This window comes from Lachnoclostridium sp. An138 (genome assembly GCF_002160765.1).
Lineage (GTDB): Bacteria > Bacillota > Clostridia > Lachnospirales > Lachnospiraceae > Laedolimicola > Laedolimicola faecalis.
Genome location: NZ_NFLF01000003.1, coordinates 157,664 through 176,344, shown reverse-complemented (window position 1 = coordinate 176,344; position 18,681 = coordinate 157,664). Strand labels below are relative to the sequence as shown.

At 53.2% G+C, this 18,681-nt stretch carries 17 protein-coding genes; 4 read left to right on the top strand and 13 right to left on the bottom strand.

The annotated features are described in order from the left end of the window. Window positions 1-101: 101 nt before the first annotated feature. Window positions 102-1,277, bottom strand: a complete 1,176-nt coding sequence (locus tag B5E82_RS04010; protein ID WP_087306093.1) for a dicarboxylate/amino acid:cation symporter — start codon at window positions 1,275-1,277, stop codon at window positions 102-104. 190 nt (window positions 1,278-1,467) lie between these two features. On the opposite strand from B5E82_RS04010, the gene B5E82_RS04005 reads away from it, so the two are divergent. The 4 genes from B5E82_RS04005 (at window position 1,468) to B5E82_RS03995 (ending at window position 4,997) form a co-directional block, all read left to right on the top strand. Continuing rightward, window positions 1,468-2,937 (top strand): alanine/glycine:cation symporter family protein, encoded by a 1,470-nt coding sequence (locus B5E82_RS04005; RefSeq protein ID WP_087306092.1) that lies wholly within the window; start codon window positions 1,468-1,470, stop codon window positions 2,935-2,937. A gap of 131 nt (window positions 2,938-3,068) precedes the next feature. Next, on the top strand, window positions 3,069-3,215 hold the full coding sequence (locus B5E82_RS18190; RefSeq protein WP_164488683.1) for a hypothetical protein: 147 nt from the start codon (window positions 3,069-3,071) through the stop codon (window positions 3,213-3,215). A gap of 177 nt (window positions 3,216-3,392) precedes the next feature. After that, the gene (locus B5E82_RS04000; protein WP_087306091.1) at window positions 3,393-4,340 is read left to right on the top strand and encodes a carbohydrate kinase family protein; all 948 of its coding nucleotides are present in this window, start codon (window positions 3,393-3,395) and stop codon (window positions 4,338-4,340) included. A gap of 12 nt (window positions 4,341-4,352) precedes the next feature. Next, on the top strand, window positions 4,353-4,997 hold the full coding sequence (locus B5E82_RS03995) for a hypothetical protein (protein WP_087306090.1): 645 nt from the start codon (window positions 4,353-4,355) through the stop codon (window positions 4,995-4,997). Window positions 4,998-5,146: 149 nt separating this feature from the next. On the opposite strand, the gene B5E82_RS03990 is transcribed toward B5E82_RS03995, so the two are convergent. The 12 genes from B5E82_RS03990 to B5E82_RS03935 all read right to left on the bottom strand — a co-directional run bounded on the left by B5E82_RS03990 (window position 5,147) and on the right by B5E82_RS03935 (window position 18,539). Next, window positions 5,147-5,995: a hypothetical protein gene (locus tag B5E82_RS03990; RefSeq protein WP_087306089.1), complete on the bottom strand. Its 849-nt coding sequence runs from the start codon at window positions 5,993-5,995 to the stop codon at window positions 5,147-5,149. Between the two features lie 205 nt (window positions 5,996-6,200). Further along, complete coding sequence (locus tag B5E82_RS03985) at window positions 6,201-7,805, bottom strand: ABC transporter substrate-binding protein (RefSeq protein ID WP_087306088.1); 1,605 nt, start codon at window positions 7,803-7,805, stop codon at window positions 6,201-6,203. Further along, window positions 7,802-8,737 carry a carbohydrate ABC transporter permease gene (locus B5E82_RS03980; protein ID WP_087306087.1) on the bottom strand — a complete coding sequence of 312 codons (936 nt, stop codon included), beginning with the start codon at window positions 8,735-8,737 and terminating at the stop codon, window positions 7,802-7,804. Before B5E82_RS03980 ends, B5E82_RS03985 begins: the two co-directional genes overlap by 4 nt. A 55-nt stretch (window positions 8,738-8,792) precedes the next feature. Continuing rightward, window positions 8,793-9,683 (bottom strand): carbohydrate ABC transporter permease, encoded by an 891-nt coding sequence (locus tag B5E82_RS03975; RefSeq protein ID WP_087306086.1) that lies wholly within the window; start codon window positions 9,681-9,683, stop codon window positions 8,793-8,795. 113 nt (window positions 9,684-9,796) lie between these two features. Next, a complete protein-coding gene (locus tag B5E82_RS03970) occupies window positions 9,797-10,888 on the bottom strand; it encodes an ABC transporter ATP-binding protein (protein ID WP_087306085.1) in 1,092 nt (363 codons plus the stop codon). Between the two features lie 185 nt (window positions 10,889-11,073). Beyond that, window positions 11,074-12,402: an alpha-amylase family glycosyl hydrolase gene (locus tag B5E82_RS03965; protein ID WP_087306084.1), complete on the bottom strand. Its 1,329-nt coding sequence runs from the start codon at window positions 12,400-12,402 to the stop codon at window positions 11,074-11,076. A 232-nt stretch (window positions 12,403-12,634) separates the two neighbouring features. Then, window positions 12,635-14,068: a lysozyme inhibitor LprI family protein gene (locus tag B5E82_RS03960; RefSeq protein WP_162610699.1), complete on the bottom strand. Its 1,434-nt coding sequence runs from the start codon at window positions 14,066-14,068 to the stop codon at window positions 12,635-12,637. 68 nt (window positions 14,069-14,136) lie between these two features. Continuing rightward, complete coding sequence (locus B5E82_RS03955) at window positions 14,137-15,186, bottom strand: alcohol dehydrogenase (RefSeq protein ID WP_087306082.1); 1,050 nt, start codon at window positions 15,184-15,186, stop codon at window positions 14,137-14,139. Window positions 15,187-15,335: 149 nt separating this feature from the next. Further along, the gene (locus B5E82_RS03950) at window positions 15,336-16,589 is read right to left on the bottom strand and encodes an MFS transporter (protein WP_087306081.1); all 1,254 of its coding nucleotides are present in this window, start codon (window positions 16,587-16,589) and stop codon (window positions 15,336-15,338) included. A 1-nt stretch (window position 16,590) separates the two neighbouring features. After that, complete coding sequence (locus tag B5E82_RS03945; RefSeq protein WP_087306080.1) at window positions 16,591-16,920, bottom strand: hypothetical protein; 330 nt, start codon at window positions 16,918-16,920, stop codon at window positions 16,591-16,593. 20 nt (window positions 16,921-16,940) lie between these two features. Next, on the bottom strand, window positions 16,941-17,594 hold the full coding sequence (locus tag B5E82_RS03940) for an ABC transporter ATP-binding protein (RefSeq protein ID WP_087306079.1): 654 nt from the start codon (window positions 17,592-17,594) through the stop codon (window positions 16,941-16,943). Between the two features lie 249 nt (window positions 17,595-17,843). Continuing rightward, window positions 17,844-18,539, bottom strand: a complete 696-nt coding sequence (locus B5E82_RS03935; protein WP_087306078.1) for a TetR/AcrR family transcriptional regulator — start codon at window positions 18,537-18,539, stop codon at window positions 17,844-17,846. Between the last annotated feature and the right edge of the window lie 142 nt (window positions 18,540-18,681).

Sequence of the window (18,681 nt, the reverse complement as noted above, 5' to 3'; positions counted from 1 at the left end):
TGCCTGCGGGAATAGAAAAAACCGGCATGCCCGAAATGGCGTTTCTCCGCCGCTCCGCGCATACCGGCATCATAGCATCCTAAAAATATCCCTTTTCCTGCTCAGGACTCCGCTTCAATGTGGTGCTTCTCCGCATATCCGGTCAGAATCAGGGTCAGCGCTCCGTCGCCTGTCACGTTGCAGGCCGTTCCAAAGCTGTCCTGCAGAGCAAAGATCGTAAGCATCAGCCCCGTTCCTGTGGCGTCAAAAAGCAGGACTCCCGTAATCAGTCCCAGAGATGCCATGACGGTTCCTCCTGGCACACCGGGAGCGCCGATGGCAAAAACCCCCAGCAGCAGACAGAACAGAATCATTGTGCTTAAGGACGGAATCTCACCGTACAGAATCTGAGATACTGTCATCACAAAGAAGACCTCCGTCAGCACGGAACCACAGAGATGAATATTGGCAAACAGCGGAATTCCGAAATCCACCATATCCTGACGCAGCACCCTGGACTTTCCGGCGCAGCGCAGGGCCACCGCCAGCGTCGCTGCCGAAGACATGGTCCCGACCGCCGTAATATAGGCAGGTCCATAATGCTTCACTACCTCAAGCGGATTTTTACCGGAATAGATTCCGGCAAGTATATAGAGAAGGGCCATCCACAGATAATGTCCGGCCATCACAATCAAAATCACCTGAATAAAGACCGGAAGCTGCTTTGTGATCGTTCCCTCGTAGGCCAGCCCGCAGAAGGTCGATGCGATAAAGAAGGGCAGAACCGGAATCACCACCTTGCTCACTATCGAAAGCACGATAGCCTGAAATTCATCCAGAAGCTCTTCCGTTCTCTTTGATTTCGTCCAGGTCACGCCGAGTCCAATCAGCAGTGAGAACGCCAGAGCGCTCATCACATCCATGACTGCCGGTATCTTCAGATCAAAAACCACTTCCGGAAGCTCACGCAGTCCCTCTACCTCTGATACGATGGACAGATGAGGGATAACCGCATACCCTGCGGCCATTGAAGCAAGCGCCGCTCCGATAGACGACGCATACGCCAGAAGCAGGGCCACAATCAGCATACGGGAGGCATTGCTTCCCAGCTTTGTAATAGAAGGCGCAATAAAGCCGATGACAATCAGCGGCACGCAGAAATTGATCACCTCTCCCAGCAGCTGCTTGACCGTCACCACCACGTTCATGACCGCCTCGTTTGCCACAAGCCCCAGAAGCATTCCCACGATCACTCCCACCAGAAGCTTAAAAGGCAGACTTTTCACAATCTTCTTCATAACAGTTCTCCCTTGCTTTTCTTATTGATTATCCCCAGTATATCGAAAACCATGTTTCATTGCAAGCTGCCCGCCTGAAAATTTCATGGAATATAACCCCTGCTCTGCCCACGCCTGCCTTTCGTACGCCGCATGAAGCCCCGGCGCGCCTCATATACTGGAAGCAAAGAATTCCGCCCGGGAGGGTCTTATGGAAAGCATCAGCCATATTGTAGAAACTATAAATAACTGTCTCTGGGGGCTTCCCATGATTCTTCTGCTGTCAGGCACCCATCTTTTTATGACCTGGAAGACAGGCTTTATTCAGAAGAAGCTTCCCCTGGCCATCCGCCTTTCTCTGGCAAAGGACCCGGATTCAGACGGAGACATCAGCCCCTTTGCCGCTCTTTCCACCTCCCTCGCCTCCACCCTCGGAACAGGAAATATCATAGGCGTGGGGACGGCCATTGCTTTGGGCGGCCCAGGCGCTGTCTTCTGGTGCTGGCTTACCGGCATCTTCGGCATGGCGACTTCCTACGCAGAATCCCTGATTGCCATAAAATACCGGGTGCGCACCAGCGACGGCACCATGCAGGGCGGAGCCATGTACGCCCTGGAACGGGCTCTGCATCTGAAAGTGCCCGCCGTCCTGTTTGCCTGCTTCGGCGTACTTACCTCTTTCGGAATCGGATGCGGCGTTCAGGTAAACGCCATCGCGGCTATCCTGACTCCCGCTGTCCGCCAGGCTGCTGACCGGGCTGACGGTCCTTTCTGCTGGCTGCCCTCTCTGCTGGAACGCATACCCAGTCTTCCCTCTCTGGCCGTGGGCCTGGTGACAGGGCTCATTACCTGTGCCGTGATCTTTGGAGGCGTCCGTTCTGTCTCCAGGGTCTGTGAAAAACTGGTGCCTTTCATGGCGCTTTTCTATATGCTCGGCTGCCTTATCATTCTCTGCATGAACCGTGCCTTTCTCGGCGAAGCTCTCGCTCTGATTGTGAAAAGCGCTTTTTGGGAGGCCGGAGCGCTGGCCGGAGGAATGGCCGGTTCTGGCATCATGATTGCCGCACGCTTTGGAATATCCCGCGGACTTTTTTCCAATGAAGCCGGTATGGGTTCCGCTCCCATCATTGCGGCCGCTGCCCGCTGCCGTAATCCGGTGCGTCAGGCTCTCATCGCGTCCACCGCCACCTTCTGGGATACTGTTGTGGTCTGTCTGATCACAGGGCTTGTCCTGGTAAGCAGCCTGCTCGCTGATGCCGCAGCCCCCGGCGCGGCTTCCGGTATACTTTCCGGAACTGCCGCGCTCTCCGAGCCCGTCTCCACCACGCTCTCCGGCGGAGAGCTTACCAGCGCTGCTTTCTCCAGAATTCCTTATATCGGGCAGCCGGTTCTGATCTTCGGAATCATCACTTTTGCCTATGCTACTATTCTGGGCTGGTCCTACTATGGGGAACGGTGCCTGGAATACCTTTTTGGAAAGGTTTCGCTTTTTCCCTATCGGTTTCTGTGGATTTTTGTCATCGTCTTCGCGCCGGTGGTCCGGCTGGAGCTGGTCTGGAGCATCTCTGACACGCTCAACGCACTGATGGCTCTGCCAAACCTGGCTGCCATCCTCCTGCTTTCGGATGTCATCGCAAAGGACACCCGGTATTATCTAAAGCATCTGGACGAAAAAGCCTGACATGTCCAGGACCTTCCCTGCCTGTCGGGCTGTTAAAATTCCGTTAAGAAAACGGATGTATTCTTTGTCTTTTCCTCCAATCCTGCTAAAATAAGTGTGACAAAAATGAAGCTGGAAAAGGGGAATTGACTATGAATAACATACTTTTGTGGATCGTGGCAATCGTAGGCGGCGTGACGGGACTTCTGACCACCCTGTATCTGACCATCAGCTTTCCGGCCGTAATTATATGGAAGATATACCGCCGCATCGTACATGGAATTCCGGTCACAAAATAATCAAACCTGATTTCATCTCTTTCAAAATGCCTGCCTGTTGTATATAATACAAATGGGGCAGGCATTTTTATATTTTATATAGTATATTCTGATATTTTATATTTTAATATTCGTCTGTCCCGGGCTGTCCGGCGGCCCAGGCTTTCCTGACAAATTTTCTGTGAAAGGGGTATTCTTATGTATGACATCACGGTAATCGGCGCGGCAGTTCTTGATGTGCTGGCCCGTCCTGTATCCGGTTCTGAGCTGAACGTATCCTCATATCCTGCCGAAGGCATCTCCATGGCTGCCGGCGGTGACGCCGCCAACGAGGCAGGCACGCTGGCCCGCCTCGGGAAAAAAGTAAATCTGATTACCAAGCTGGGCAGGGATATGGCCGGTCAGATCCTTTTGTCCCATTTTCAGGGACTGGGAGTATCCACCGAAGACACGGTTCTGGAGGACGGCCTGGATACTGGTATCAACATTGTTCTGATTGACCGCAGAGGGGAACGCTCCTTTATTACCAATAAAAACGGCAGTCTTCGAAAGCTGAGGCTTGAAGATATTCCAGAAGCCGCCCTGGCCAAAAGCCCCATTTTTTCCTTTGCCAGCATCTTTGTCTCACCTCTGTTTGACGTTCCTGCCATGACCTCTCTGTTCCGGTCCATAAAGGAAAAAGGCGGGCTTCTCTGCGCTGATATGACACGCTGCAAAAACGGGGAGACTCTGGAGGACATCCGGCCTGCCCTGGCTTATATCGACTATCTTTTTCCCAATTACGAGGAGGCCAGAGCCGTCTCAGGCCGGGACACGCCGGAAGACATCGCTGACGCTTTTCTGGACTGCGGCCTCTCCTGCCTGGTACTTAAGCTTGGAAGCAAAGGCTGTTTCCTGAAAAGCAGACAGACTGCCGCTCTGGTTCCCGCTTTTCCTGACGCCCGCTGCATCGACACCACCGGAGCCGGCGATAATTTTGCCGCAGGCTTTCTCTACGCCCTTTCTGAAGGCATGGCCCCCGTAGAATGCGCCCGTTTCGCCTGCGCCGCAGCCTCCCTGGCCGTGGAGTCTGTCGGAGCCGGTACCGGCGTCCGATCGCTGGAGCAGGTCCTGGACCGGTATCAAAACATGCCGCTGGCGGAATAGGAGGGGAAGTCTATGAGAAAGAACTTGCGCCGCTGCATCTGCATGAGCCTTCTGTCAGCAATGCTGACCCTATCCGCCGCCTGCGTGCAGAACGGTCCGGACTCTTCACAGACTTCGACGCCGGAAGCAGCTTCCGGTTCTGCGCAGACCCATTCTTCGGATCTGGAGCCTGATTCCTCCGGAACTCAATCTGTAAAAACCGTCCTGATCTGCTGGGAAGGTGGCATAGAAACGCTCTCCGGCTGCTCCACAGGACTGGTGGATGATATCTCTGCCCTGGCATGGCTGGCCCTCAGAGGCGGCCTGGATATGGAAGCCGTATCTGAAGACATTTCGGAAAATGATAACGAATGGATTCGAATCAGCAATTCCCTTCTCGATGAGGAAGAAGCTCCTTCTCTCCCGGAAGAAGACGGCGTCTCCCAAGATGACAGCTCCGTCTGGGTAAGAATTGTTCAGGAAAATGTTCCCTCTGAAGCGGGTACTGCCGTGACAGACCATAGGGATTATCTGGCCTATATGCAAGGAAAAGACGCTTATATCGCCGTTCAGTCCGGCGGAGACAACGAACTGTGGAATGTCTGGAAAATTCCCGGCTACGGCAACTGGCTGGAAAAAGAAATCAGAATAGCTGTCCGGGTTATGACCGGGCTGTAAGATCTGCGCGCAGAACACTGCGTTATATAAAAACTGCCGCAGAACATGCTTTCCCAATTTCCCGGAAAGCATGCCTGCGGCAGTTTTCTGTCACTTACTTGCTATTCGTTACTTTTTACTTATTCCCCGCTGCTGTTACAGCTGTTCTTTTACTCTGCTACAGTCACCATTGTGATATGCGGATTTACGCCCTCATACCAGTACAGGAAGCCCTGCATATCGATGGTCTGGCCAATCTCCAGCGCCTCTACCGTATTATACACATCCGTCGTATTGTCACACAGATAAGACTCTACCGTAAAGGTATACGTCTGTCCATTATAAGAAGCGTTAAAATACAGGTCGTCTCCGTCTGAACCGGAACCATCATAGCTGTACAGGAACGCTGCGTCGCTTCCCTCCGCAGCCGGCTCTACAGTCAGGCCTGTGAAAGATACGAACTCATTCTGATGATTGATGAGCTCATCGGTTCCCAGAAGCTCTGTCACATCCACAGGCTCTGCGATAAATTCTTCTCCATCATCTACAAACTCAAAGGTGCCGTCCATGATCTCCACTTCTCCGGACCACTCAGACTTGTATCCGGTCACGCGGATCTTGGTTCCCGGAGTCAGCTTCGCAGCATCTTCTTCTGTACATGCCAGCTCATAGAAGAAATACGCGCCGTCCTCGCTCTGAGCGTAAACCGTGATCTTTCCCTGTCCGTTATCATCCCACCAGGACTGGGTTGCCTGAACATAAGACTCTACTGTCACCTGGCTGTCCAGATCTGCTGCCATATACTCCTCATGGGTCATAACCTCTGCCGGAGCCGTCTCTTCCGCAGAAGCTTCTGTGTCTTCTGCTGCCTCTTCTGTCTCTGCAGTCTCTTCCGTCGTCTCTGCAGCGGCGCTCTCCTCTGTGGTCTCAGTCTCAGCCGTGCTGCCAGCCTGTCCGGCGCATCCGGCCAGAGCCAGTGTCATGGAAAGAACCAGAACTGCACATAAACTCTTTTTCATAATAATTCTCCTTTTCACTTTGTATCTCCTACAGTAACGGCGCTTTCTTCTGCCGGAACCGGACGGAAATCCGACTGCTGTCCGGCTCTGCCTTTGAAAACGCACAATTTTATTATAATCGAATTTTCAAAGAAGTCAACAATTCCGCCGCAAACAAGCCGGCAGATATTCCGCAGATATTCCGCCGCAAACAGCCTGCCGGAAATCAGCGCCTTCTTCCGCGTTTTCTCATTCCTTCCCTCGCGAGATACAGCAGGATCAGTACCCAGGCAGCCGCCAGCGCCCCCAGCAGCGCCTTCGCTGTTCCGGGCAGAGGACCCAGATCCACCTTGCCGCCGGCCGGACCGCCATATTCATTCAATCGGTAGAGAGCCTGAACCTCCGCATACAGATTTTCCATATAGGACTCATCCACCGTCTCCTTTCTGCGGACAGATTTCGTCACTTCCTCGATGAGCTGCCCCGCCGCGTCGCGGAGAGACGTGGAACCGTTGAATACCGGAGTGGTAAAGGTATCGTCCATATGATCCAGAAGAATCTGGGACGCCTTGATCTTTACCTCATAATAGGTATCGTCATCCTCCCCTGCGCGGGAGAGATAGTCCTGGTATTTCTCCGAGTTCTGCGCCTTTGTCGTAACGGGCACATAGCCCTCCGTCTGCGCATAGGCGATCTGCACCTCATTGCTCAAAAGATACTGGGTGAACAGCCAGGAAGCCAGAACCTCCTGGGGGTCTTCTTTATTGAAAATACAGATGGACGGCCCCTGAGAAATCATCTGAGGATTCTCCGGATCGTACTGAGGAATCTCCATGACATCGATCTCAAAATCCACCAGAGCTTCTTCCGCAATATCCACCAGAGGCGCGTCGCTTCCCATCCAGGTGGCTCCCGCCGTGGAGTCAATGGCGAAGACGCACTGGCCCGCGTTCAGGAAATTGGCAGGATAACCGGAGATCTTGAACGTGGAAAAGGCTCCGCTTGCCGTATGCTCTGCCGCCGTATAGAGAATCTCTTCCGTCGTATTGTTGAAAATCTGTATATCGCCTGTCTCCGTGGAGTAGCCTGCCCCCTGCTGCTTCAGCATTTGAATCATCATGTTGTCCGTGGACTTGTAGATAAAGGGAATCATGACGTCTCCGCCGTTCAGCTTATAGGTGCCATCCGCATTCTTCTCCGTGGCAGCCTCCGACACCTCCCAGATAAAATCCCAGGTCAGCGTCTCCGGCAGCGTGTAGCCCAGCGCCTCTACGTATGTTTTATTGATATAGCAGGCTTCTGTGGAACGCATGTAGGGCACCGCGTAATAAGCGCCTTCGATGGAGCACTCTTCCAGGAATTGAGGCACAATCTCCTCCTGTGTGGGTCCGTCAAACAAAAGCTCGCTTCCACCCAGACCGTATTTTTCATCCGCAAACAGATCATCCAGCGGGACCACCACGTTTTCCCCTGTCATATAAGTCGCGATATGGTCCGGATAGGTGATGCACACGTCCGGCGTCGTTCCCGTGGAAATGTTTGTGATGACGTCATTATAGATATCGCCGTAATCCGTATAAAGGCGCAGATTCACCGTAATATTCGGGTACAGCTCCTGAAAGTCGGCGATCGCCTGCTTATAGATCTCTGTCTGATTGATATTCGTATCGTTTTTCGCCCAGAATGTAATCTCATAATCTCTGGAGGTGTCAAAACTCTCCGGCACCGCGAAAGCGGCCTGCTCTCTCTGTCCGTGGCAGCCGGAAAGAAGCGCCAGGCACATAAGGCCGAGGCCCGCAAGCGCCGCAATTCCTTTCCCAGGCTTTCTCATCCCTTCATTCCTCCTCTTGACACGCCTTCCATAATCTTCTTCCGGAATACCAGGAACAGAATGATAAGCGGCACGGAAATGACTACCACAGCCGCCATCATGGCCGGAATATTCTCACGGCCAAAGCCATTCTCCCGGATCTCCTGGATTCCGTTTGAAACCAGATAATAGGCCGGATCATCGGTGATGAGTCTTGGCCATACATAAGAGTTCCAGCACTCAATAATCTTCAGAATCGTAACCGTGACGATGGTTGGCCTGCAGATGGGGACCATAACCTTCAGGAGATATTTCAAATCAGAGGTCCCGTCCACCTTGGCTGCCCGGTAAAGCTCGTCCGGCACCTGTTCAAAATTTTCTTTCAGCAGATAAATGTAAAACACCGAGGTCACCGACGGCAGCACCAGTCCCGCAAACGTATTTCTCAGATCCAGATTGGTCACTGTCACGAAATTGGTGATCACCACCAGCTCGCTGGGAATCATCATCATAGAAAGAAACAGCGTAAAAAGCAGGTTTTTCCCCCGAAATTCCAACCTGGCGAAGGCATACGCCGCCAAAACGCTTACAACTACCATCAGCAGGGTGGTCAGCAGGGCAAAAATCACCGTGTTCATCAGATAACCGCCCAGCGGCACCTGCGTAAACGCGTCAATATAATTCTGAATGGTCGGCGACAGGGTAAAGAAAGACGGGACATGCTCCGCGTTGTACGCGCCGTAGCTCTTTACCGATGTCAGAAGCATCCAGTAGAACGGAAAGAGCACAATCAGCGCCCAGACGCTCAACCCCGTATAGGTCAGAGCTTTCCTTATCCGGTTTCTCCTGCCTGCCTTCTTCTGTATTCTTTCATATTCCGCCCGCCCGGAGCCAGGGTTCTCATCCCGGCCTTTTCCGAGGCCGGCTTTCTCAAACTCAGCTTGTCGTTCCATGTTCTATCCCTCTCAAACGTTACTGTTCACTCGTACCTCATTTCATCAGTAACTCTTAAACTTCCACCCGTTTTCTGCTGACCAGAAGATTGATGCAGGTGATTGTCAGCACGATGGCAAACAGAATCACCGCCGCCGCGGACGCATAGGAGGGATATCCGCCGCTGTCTCCATACAGCATGTCATAGACATAACCCACAATCGTATTCATTCCGGCCGCGTTCAGGTCCGTGCCAAACAGCGCCACCGCGTCGCTGTAGGCCTTGAAAGCTCCGATAAAACCTGTAATCACAAGATAGAAAATCATCGGCGAAATCATCGGCAGCGTAATCTTTGTAAACACCCGGAGCCGGGGCGTTCCGTCCACCCTGGCCGCCCGGTAATAATCCTGATTCACGGAAGCCAGCGCGCTGGTCAGCACCAGAATCTTAAAGGGCATGACCACCCAGACGGTATAGAAACAGAGTACAAACATCTTCGCCCAGTACGGCCCGTCAATGAAATCCACCGTTCCGCCGCCGAACCAGCTGATCAGCAGATTCACCAGACCATCCGTATACTCCGTCTTCTGAAACAGAATCATAAACACAAGGCCCACCGCCAGCGTATTCGTCACATAGGGCAGAAAGTACACGGTCTGGTAAAGCTCCCGAAGAGGTTTGATGGAGCTTAATCCAACCGAAATCAGAAGCGCCAGCCCGGTGGAAACCGGCACTGTGATAATCACCAGAATAAAAGTATTTTTCACTGCCTGCAGAAAATACGGATCATGCAGGACATAGGAAAAATTATAAAGCCCTGTGCCGAAATATGTCTGCGACGCGAAATTATATCCTTCCTCCACCGAGTAGACAAACACGTCGATCAGCGGATATACCAGGAAAAACACAAGAAATAATGTGGCAGGCAGAAGATAAAGCCAGGCCTTTTTGCTGTTTGCATTCATAACATCCGTTTCCTTTTCCTTTCTGGCGCCCGGGACAAAAAACCTGCTGCTGTTCCGTCTTTGCAGACCCGGACGGGAAATTAAAAAATCCTGTGGCTGTTCCGTACCCTCAGTTACAAAATTCTTTCTTCTGTCTCTTTGTGGAACAGGAATACCTTGCCCGGTTTCAATGCAAACCGGACTGAACGGGCAGCTGTATTTACACTGGTCTCCGCCGTGATAATCGATCGTACGGCCTGCGCCGCGCAGGCTTTATGGCTGGAAATAATACTGATATCCCGGCCCATGATCTCCACGCGGTTCAGCTCACAGGTCAAGGGGCCGTCCTCCTGCAGCAGAAATCCTTCCGGCCGCACGCCGGCCCAGACTTCCTGATCGGGAACGCCCTCCGCGGAAAATACTGCCTCATCCCCGATGTAAAGCCGGCCGTCCCGGACTCTTCCCTCAAAGACGTTGATGGGAGGCGTGCCGAGGAACTTCGCCACGAACAGGTTCGCCGGATTGTCATAGACCTCCTGGGGCCTTCCCATCTGCATCAGCACACCCAGGCGCATGACCGCAATCCGATCCGAAATACTCATGGCCTCATCCTGGTCATGGGTTACGAAAACCGTGGTAATCCCCGTCTTCTTCTGAATTTTCCGTATCTCCTCCCGGGTCTGCAGGCGGAGACGGGCATCCAGATTCGACAGCGGCTCGTCCAGAAGAAGGACTCTGGGCATCTTCACCAGGGCGCGGGCAATAGCCACGCGCTGCTGCTGGCCGCCGGAAAGCTCTCTGGGCTTCCGGTCCATCAGCTCTTCGATCTGAACCAGGCGCGCCGTCTCCTCCGCCCGCTTCTGCATCTCTTCTTTTGACAGTCTCTCCTTTCCCTTCAGATTCTCCATGGGAAAGAGAATATTCTGTCTCACCGTCATATGAGGATAAAGGGCATAGTTCTGAAATACCATGCCGACACCCCGAAGCTCCGGCGGCAGATCGGTAATATCATCCTCACCGAAAAAAATTCTGCCGGAGGTGGGATTTTCCAAACCGCAGAGCAGGTTCAGCGTGGTGCTCTTTCCGCAGCCGGAGGGCCCAAGCAGGGCTATCAGCTCCCCGTCCGGTATCTCGCAGGAAAGATCATCCACCGCGGTCACATCGTTCTGAGCCTTCCTGCCCCGGCCCGGAAACGTCTTTGTCAGATTCTGCAATACTATTTTCATTGTCTTAACTCCATTTCAGCGCCGGTGCACAAGCCTTCTGCGGACCATTCTGCGCCGGCGCCGTTCCTGCTGATAAATCTCTGGTTACAATTATAGCGTTTCTTCCTGTAATTCTCAAGGGATCGGCAAAAATTTAACATTCCTGTCCGCTTTCCTGCCGCTGTCCGCTCGTTCTCAACGGCAGATCAGCATTCCAGAATCATCGGTTCCCCCTGGCAGATCAGCTTCCCTCCCTTCACCTGCACCTCCGTGCCGTCCACGCAGTTGCAGTATGTGCCGTCCGGAAGATCTGTCTCCACCTCCGCAGCCCTGCCTTTGAGACTGAAAATTCCCGCCAGCCGGATTTTTCTGTTTTCCCGTGCTTCTTCCAGAGTGCCGCCTTCCCTGCCGCAGCTCTCCTCCCAGGCGCCCGTCAGAATGTCCTGCCCGTCCAGCGCCTTCAGGGAATACGCCCCGTCTGCCATAACCGGGTTCTTCTTTACTGCCGCCAGCCTCCGCATAAACTCTGTCAGATCGTGTCCCGTATCCCAGGACACCGTATCCTTTTCAAACAAGCTGGGGCAGTTCGTATTCTCCGTCTCCTGGCCTGCATAGAGCAGCGTGGCTCCCTTCTGAAAATAGCAGAAAGCCGTCCAGTTCCGGAGCTCCCTCTCATCCATAATCAGGGATTTCGCTCTGGCCTGATCATGATTCTCCAGGAAACGCAGCTTCACATAATTGTCCGGATAGATATATTCCTGCATATTCAGCTGGGCCGCATAGGCGCTCAAGGGCATCTCTCCCTTCAGATAAGCCCGGAACGCCGGATACACATCATAATCATAGCAGAGATCGAAGGCCTGGTAGCACTCCGAATCCGAAAGCACCGGCACGCCGGCCTTCCGGAGCCACCGCACGAAATCCGGCTCCGAGGACTCCGCCAGCCAGATACAGTCCGGCCTTACCTTTTCCACTTCTTCCCTGGCCTTCTTCCAGAACTCCAGCGGAACCAGCGGCGCCACATCACAGCGGAAGCCGTCCACCATTTCCGCCCAGTATTTCAGCGTCTCGATCTGATAATCCCAGAGCTCCCTGTTTCCATAATCCAGATCCACCACATCCGTCCAGTCGCCTACACGGTTTCCCATCTTTCCGTCCGGCTTCCGGTAGAAATACTCCGGATGATGCTCCGCCAGCCAGGAATCCGGTGAGGTATGGTTGTACACCACATCGATCATACACTTCATTCCCAGCTCATGAATCCGGTCCACCAGCGACCGGAAATCCTGAAGCGTGCCGAATTCCGGGTTGATCTCCCTGTAATTCCGGATTGCGTAGGGACTTCCCAGGCTTCCCTTCCTGTTCTTCACTCCGAGCGGATGAACCGGCATCAGCCAGATGATATCCGTCCCCAGATCCCGGATACGCTCCAGATCCCGCTCCACAGCCGCGAAGGTCCCTTCCCCGCTGTAATTGCGCACATAGATGGAATAAATGATTTGGTTTCTGAGATTTTTGCTTGTGTTCTGTGCCATTTGCTTTTCCTCTCATATACGATTCTTATTTTCTGCATGCAGCAGGCAGACAGCTTCGCAGGCGTCTGCCATCCTGCCCTGTCCTGCCTGGCAGGCGCCGCGGGACCGGCGTCTCCCGCCGCAGATACCGTAAATCATAACGGAAATTCCTCCATTTTATCTCTAAGGAGCTCCCAGCCCGCAGCAGGCAGAAAATCAAAAGCACTCCCGTTCCGCAGCCCGCCGTCTTATGTCAGCCTGACTCATGGCCCGGTATGTTATTATTCATGTAAGTCTTTCCTTCCAGCTTATCCCATCCCTCTACGGTGAAATACTTCGGAAAAACCTCCGGAGCGGATTCAAAATGAAAGGTCAGCGTAAACTCTTCCCCTTCATAGACCGCAGCCTTTCCGTTATCCTGAATCCGGGCCGTGCCGGAAAGGATTTCGGGACCTTCATCCGTCTCCGCCGCCAGCTCGTTTACTGTAAAATCAAAGCTTGTGTCCGTCACATTCCTGATCAGGATTTCGCAGTAGGTCAGTAATGAGGCATCCGTAATCTCTCCGACCCAGTACAGATAAATGCTTTCGTCAAAGTACCGGCCGTCATAAATGAGCTGCGTATCCATCGGCGCGCCTGCCTCCGCCGCCAGCTCGTAGACCCGCTTCCGCGTCAGATCTGCCGCTTTGCTGCTTACCACCAGAGAATACAGGCTGCCGCCTTCCACTTCCGCTCCGGCTTCCTGTACAGTCTCTTCCTTTCTTCTGATCCAGTACCGCTCCTCTTCCGTCAGTGTTTCCATGGACTCTTCATCCTTATTCTCCTTCAGGATCTCCCAGATGGTGTTCAGCGCATTGTCCCACACTGCATAGATTTGGCCGGATATTTCATTCATATCCGCCTGGGCTGCTGCGTTCTGCAGCTCTTCCTCCAGCCTGTCTGCCTCTGCCTGGGCTGCTGAAACCTCTCTTTCTATCTGCCGCGCCCAGACCGGCGCCAAAGACGGTTCCTTCACTGGAGTGGAACTGGAAAAGCCCGCTTCCGCCTTTTCGTTATAAAGCCCATAGAAAGGAAGTTCTGTCTCCTCTGTGCTTTCCAGATCATAATATCCCACCCAGCTCCGGTACCCCTCCGGAAGTCCGGCGATTTCCGAGCCGGGAAGATACAGATACAGATCCTCTGCGCCTTCCAGTCCATACGCGTCACCATAGCAATAGAGAACGCCGTATCTGATTTCCTCTTCCCCTTTCCGCAGATAATCTATGGATTCTATCTGAAACCGGTAAGTCATATCATCCACTTTTTCCGGCTCCGTAAACTGCCCGGTGAAATCACTGCAATAGAGCGTTCCGTTTGGATAGTTCTCTCCCGTATCACCCAGATTACTGTCCTGGAAATGCCCGTCAAAGCTGCCGTCCTCATGAATATAGAGCACCGTATACCAGCCGCCCGCTCCGCTGCTGAAATAAAATTCTCTGTCTGCGACATCTGTGAAAGAAAATCCCTCAGCAGGAGTCTCGTCTCCACCCTGTCCTTCCGGCACAGTCTCTCCGTCCTGAACTCCATCTTCCTGTATCTGCTCCGTCTCTTCTGCAGCTGAAAGATCCGGCTCTTGCTGCGTCTGGCCGCAGCCGGCAGCCAGACCCGCAATCAATATTACAGCGAACAACGTTGTTTTCTTTTTCATCCGTGTGTACCTCCCCTCACACCCCATCGCATACCGCATTCCTTGACAGAGCGGCATTTTTGACGGCGCTATCTTTCTTCTGGCTGACATCTGACCGCGACTTTCATCACACGGTCCTTTTTATTTTCAAACAGCTCATACGCTGCTTCGATCTGCTCCAGCGGATAAGTGTGGGTAATCAGCGGGAGCGTATCCAGCCGTCCCTCCGCAATCAGAGAAAGAATCTCCTCGCAGTCACAGCCGTCCACCCCGCCTGTCTTGAAGGTGAGATTTTTCCCGTACATCTGCGGAAGGGGCAGCACCTGGTCTTCCTCATAGAGCGCCACGATCGTGACTACAGCATTGGGACGGGCGTATTTCCAGGCCATCTCAAAGGTTCCCTTTGCCCCCGCCACCTCCAGCACCACGTCTGCCCCTCCGTTGGGACAGAATCTTTTGACTGTCTCCGGCAATTCTTCCGGCGTAACTGCTGTCACTTCCGGATAATGCTTCCGCACAAAGGCCAGTCTGTCCTGGTCTTTTTCACAGACGATGAGTTTCTTCGGATCTTTCAGTCTGGCACAGAGCAGCGTGCAGATACCCGTGGGACCCGCTCCCAGTATCAGCACCGTGTCCTCCGGCCGGATCTCCGAAATCCGCACTGCCCAGAAACCCGTAGCCAGCACATCCCCCACAAAAAGAGCCTGCTCGAAAGAGACGCCCTCCGGAATCATAGTCAGGCCCTGATCCGCGTGGGGAACCCGGACATACTCTGCCTGTCCGCCGTCAATCCGGCAGCCCAGCGCCCAGCCGCCGTCCGGATCGGTACAGTTATTCACATAGCCTCTCTTACAGAAGAAACAGGTCCCGCAGAAAGTCTCCACGTTGACCGCCACCCGGTCTCCCGGCTTCACCTTCGTCACTTCGGAGCCCACCGTCTCCACGGTCCCCACCATTTCATGGCCCACTGTGATGCCCGGCACCGCCCTGGGCACGGCTCCATGCTTAATATGCAGATCGCTGGTACAGATGCTGGCCAGCTCCACTCTTACAATGGCATCCTTTCCGTCCCGAAGCTCCGGCTCCGGTTTTTCCATCAGGCGGAAATCCCCTTTCGACACATAGGTATATGCAAGCATGACATGATTCCTCCTACTTTTTTCTAATTTTACCATATCCGGGGCTTCTTTGAAATCCATCTTATAAGAAATCTGTATTCTTATAAGAAGCCCCTGTTCTTAAGAAAAACCCCTATTCTTATGAGAAACCCGTATTCTTATGAAAACCCTTATCTCTGTGACTTGTGGAAACTCAGGAACAGTCCCCGGAAGGAAACGCCCAGACAGATTACCGCCAGGCCTGTAACCGCCAGTACCACCCAGACCGCTTGCGTAAAAGCGTCAAAAAGCAGCCCATAAATCAACTGGCCCAGAGGCTGTGCACAGGTGGAAAACGTAATTACGAAGGCCATAATCTTCCCGGTCAGTTCCGCAGGCGTCCGCTCCTGAATCATGGAAAGCGACATGACGGAAAAGACGGCGGCAGCTGCCTGCACCGCACAGAAACACAGAAGCACCACCAGGTAACGGCCGAAGGCATTCACAGGAAGCAAAAACATCATTCCCGCGGGCAGCAGACAGATTCCTGCAAAAATCAGAAGCCGGTACAGCCGGCTCATCTGCAGCCTCCCTGCCAGAACGCCCGACAGGATTCCTCCGGCTACGGCCGCTGCTCCCATGGCGCTCTCGGCTGCGCCGTAATGCTCTGCCGACAGTCCCAGAACAGTGCGGACCAGATAGGGAAGACCCACAATCGCGGTTCCGACTACGAAAAAGCTGGCGAGCGCTGCCAGAAGCAGCAGCTTAAGTACCTGCGGTTCCTCCCTGAGCAGAAAGCGTCCGCTGTCACCAAAGTCAGCGCAGATCATGTTCCATATGCCCTCTTTTTCTTCGTTTCCCCGCTTCCGGCATGGGAGCTGAATAAAATGTTCCAGAAAGGCCGTCAGAAAAAAGCAGACCGCAGCACCAAAGAGAACGGGCCTGATTCCGAAGGCCGCATAAAAGAGGCTTCCGGTAAAAGGCGTCACCAGGCCTGCAAGAGCCTGTACCTGATTCACAGCCGCATTCCCTTTCAGCAGATTTTCACCTCTCTGCATCTGAGGCACACACGCCTGTACCACCGGCGATTCAAAGGCCCCGAGAACAGCCAGAACTATCTGCAGTGCGCCCACCAGGAACATACTCATATTTTCTCCCATCAGTAAAAACGCCGCCAAGACTGCCGTCCCTGAAAGGAAGTCCAGCGCCACCATCATGTTTCTTCTGTTCAGCCGATCCGCCATAACTCCTCCGAAAGGCCCGAGAATCACCGCAGGAACTGTGGCAATGGCAAGGAGCGTGCCAAAGACGGACGCCGAGCCAGTCTGCTCCAGCACATACATGGACAGGGCAAATTTCAGCGTATAATTTCCGATAAGGGAGAAAATCTGCCCCAGCATCAGAAAGGTAAAATTCTTAGTGAACAGTTTCTCTGTCTTTCCCATTTCATACCTCCAGATTCAAAATTTTTTCATACAGGTTCCGTACAGCCAGCACCGCCGGTACCAGCAGTACCAGAACCCCTGCTCCTGCGGCAGCTGCCGACAGATAAGAAAACTGCAGAAGCTGGCACCCCAGAGACGCCAGAATGACCGATGCAGTAACTGCAGCAACCACAGAGCGCTTCATATATCCGATCCAGACTGCAGACACTCCGATCTCTGCGGCCATAACAGCGCTGAACAGCAGAACTCCAAGACTTTTCAAAACTGTGCTCAGATTCAGCTGATCCGTACACAGTGGAAACAGCTGCTCTGTCAGAAAGAACAGAAGCATCACTCCCCCTCCCAACACAATCATAGCCCCGGAAGCATATGACTGGAGAGCAGAATCGTCATCTTCTGTTTCTGCATCAGCCCTTTCAAAAGCTCCCGCATCTCCCGGATTCCCGCCGGGTCCAGACCGTTCATGGGTTCATCCAGGAGCAGAAGCTCAGGCCTGTGGACGACTGCCCTTGCTATGGCCAGCCGCTGGCGCATTCCCAGAGAAAAGGTACCGACCGGCTGCTCTCCCGTACAGGGGAGACCGGACAGATCCAGAACTTCTTCAATCCGCTGCTGTATGTTCTGCTCCCGAATTTTCTGCCTCCGGGAATTTTCTTGTTCCTGACCGCATATCGTCTTCCCCGGCATTTCCATATAGGCCAGATGAATCCGAAGGTTTTCCTCCGCAGACAGATGCTCATAGAAAACCGGCGCTTCAATCAGGCTTCCTGTCCGCCTCAGAATCTCCCGGTTATCCCTCACGCTGTTCATTCCCAGTACTTCTGCCTTTCCCATCGCAGGTTTCAGGTATCCCAGCAGAAGCTTGAACAGAGTGGTTTTCCCGGCTCCGTTGCGTCCGAGAAGGCCATAGACCGTTCCCCGCTCCACAGCCAAACTGCAGTCTCTTAAGACCTCCCTGCCGGAAAATACCTTTGCAAGCTGCGTCGTCTTTACCGCAAATTCCATTTTGCTCCTCCTTATTGTTTTATATTTATATACATACCTTCTAAAGGTATGTATATAATCAAAAGAAAATCAGGCCGCAAAGCCCTGAAAACTGAAAAACAAAAAACGTGAAGAAATCTTCTCTTTTAATACCTACCGAATGAATGTATTAACTTAAAAGAATACGCGCAAAGGCTCCCGCATACTGTCTGACTCTGCGCGCATTTTCCGAAAATTCCCTGTAATATCCCACAGTCTTCTGCCGGCCTTTTACCGGCCGCCTGGTTCTCTCCCCGCGTCCTGGAAAGCTTCCGCTTCTTTCATACTGTCCTCGATCTCCCGGAAATACTCCTCCGCCATCTTCATAATCTCGTCGTCAATGACAGGCATTCCCATTTTCTCCAGCATCTCCCTGATAAAGCGGAATTTCTTCAGCATTCCCTCCGCTGTGGAGGGAAAGACCGTGGGCGCCAGCCAAAGGCTGGTCAGCAGAGGAATCAGCTCTGCCAGCTCCTTCCCATACTCCGTGTGAATCGAGCCATCCCTGCAGCCTTCCTCGATCAGCCGCTCAAAATAGGGCGTCAGCTCCTTCCGGTTCGCCTCGATCATCCCGGCAAGAACCCGGGGATTTTTCAAAATCGGCATGGACTGAATATTCATATCCTGCCTTGCCCGGTCGGACTGATTCACCCGCACCATCTCACGCAGCTTCTCCAGGCCGTTCAGATCCTTCCGTCCCATGACAGCCTCAAAGGGATTATTTTCCCGGAACATCCTGTCACCCACCGCATCCATGATTTCCTCCTTGGATTTGAAATGATGGTAGACTGCCCCCTTGGTCAGGCCGCCCAGCTCATCCACAATATCCTGAATGGTCGTATTGTCATAGCCCTTTTCCAGAAAGAGACGCTGGGCCGCGTCCAAAATCTTTTCCACTGTAATCTCCGGATATTTATTTCTTGCCATCTGAGCGCCTCCTGCATCTATACATTCTTTTGGTATGTTTATGGTAGCATAAATGAATCATGCCGTCAATCATTTTCCCCTGTCCGAACAGCAGGCGCAGGCACCCTGCAGCCTTTTCTCCAAAGCTGTTGCGGCGTCCCTG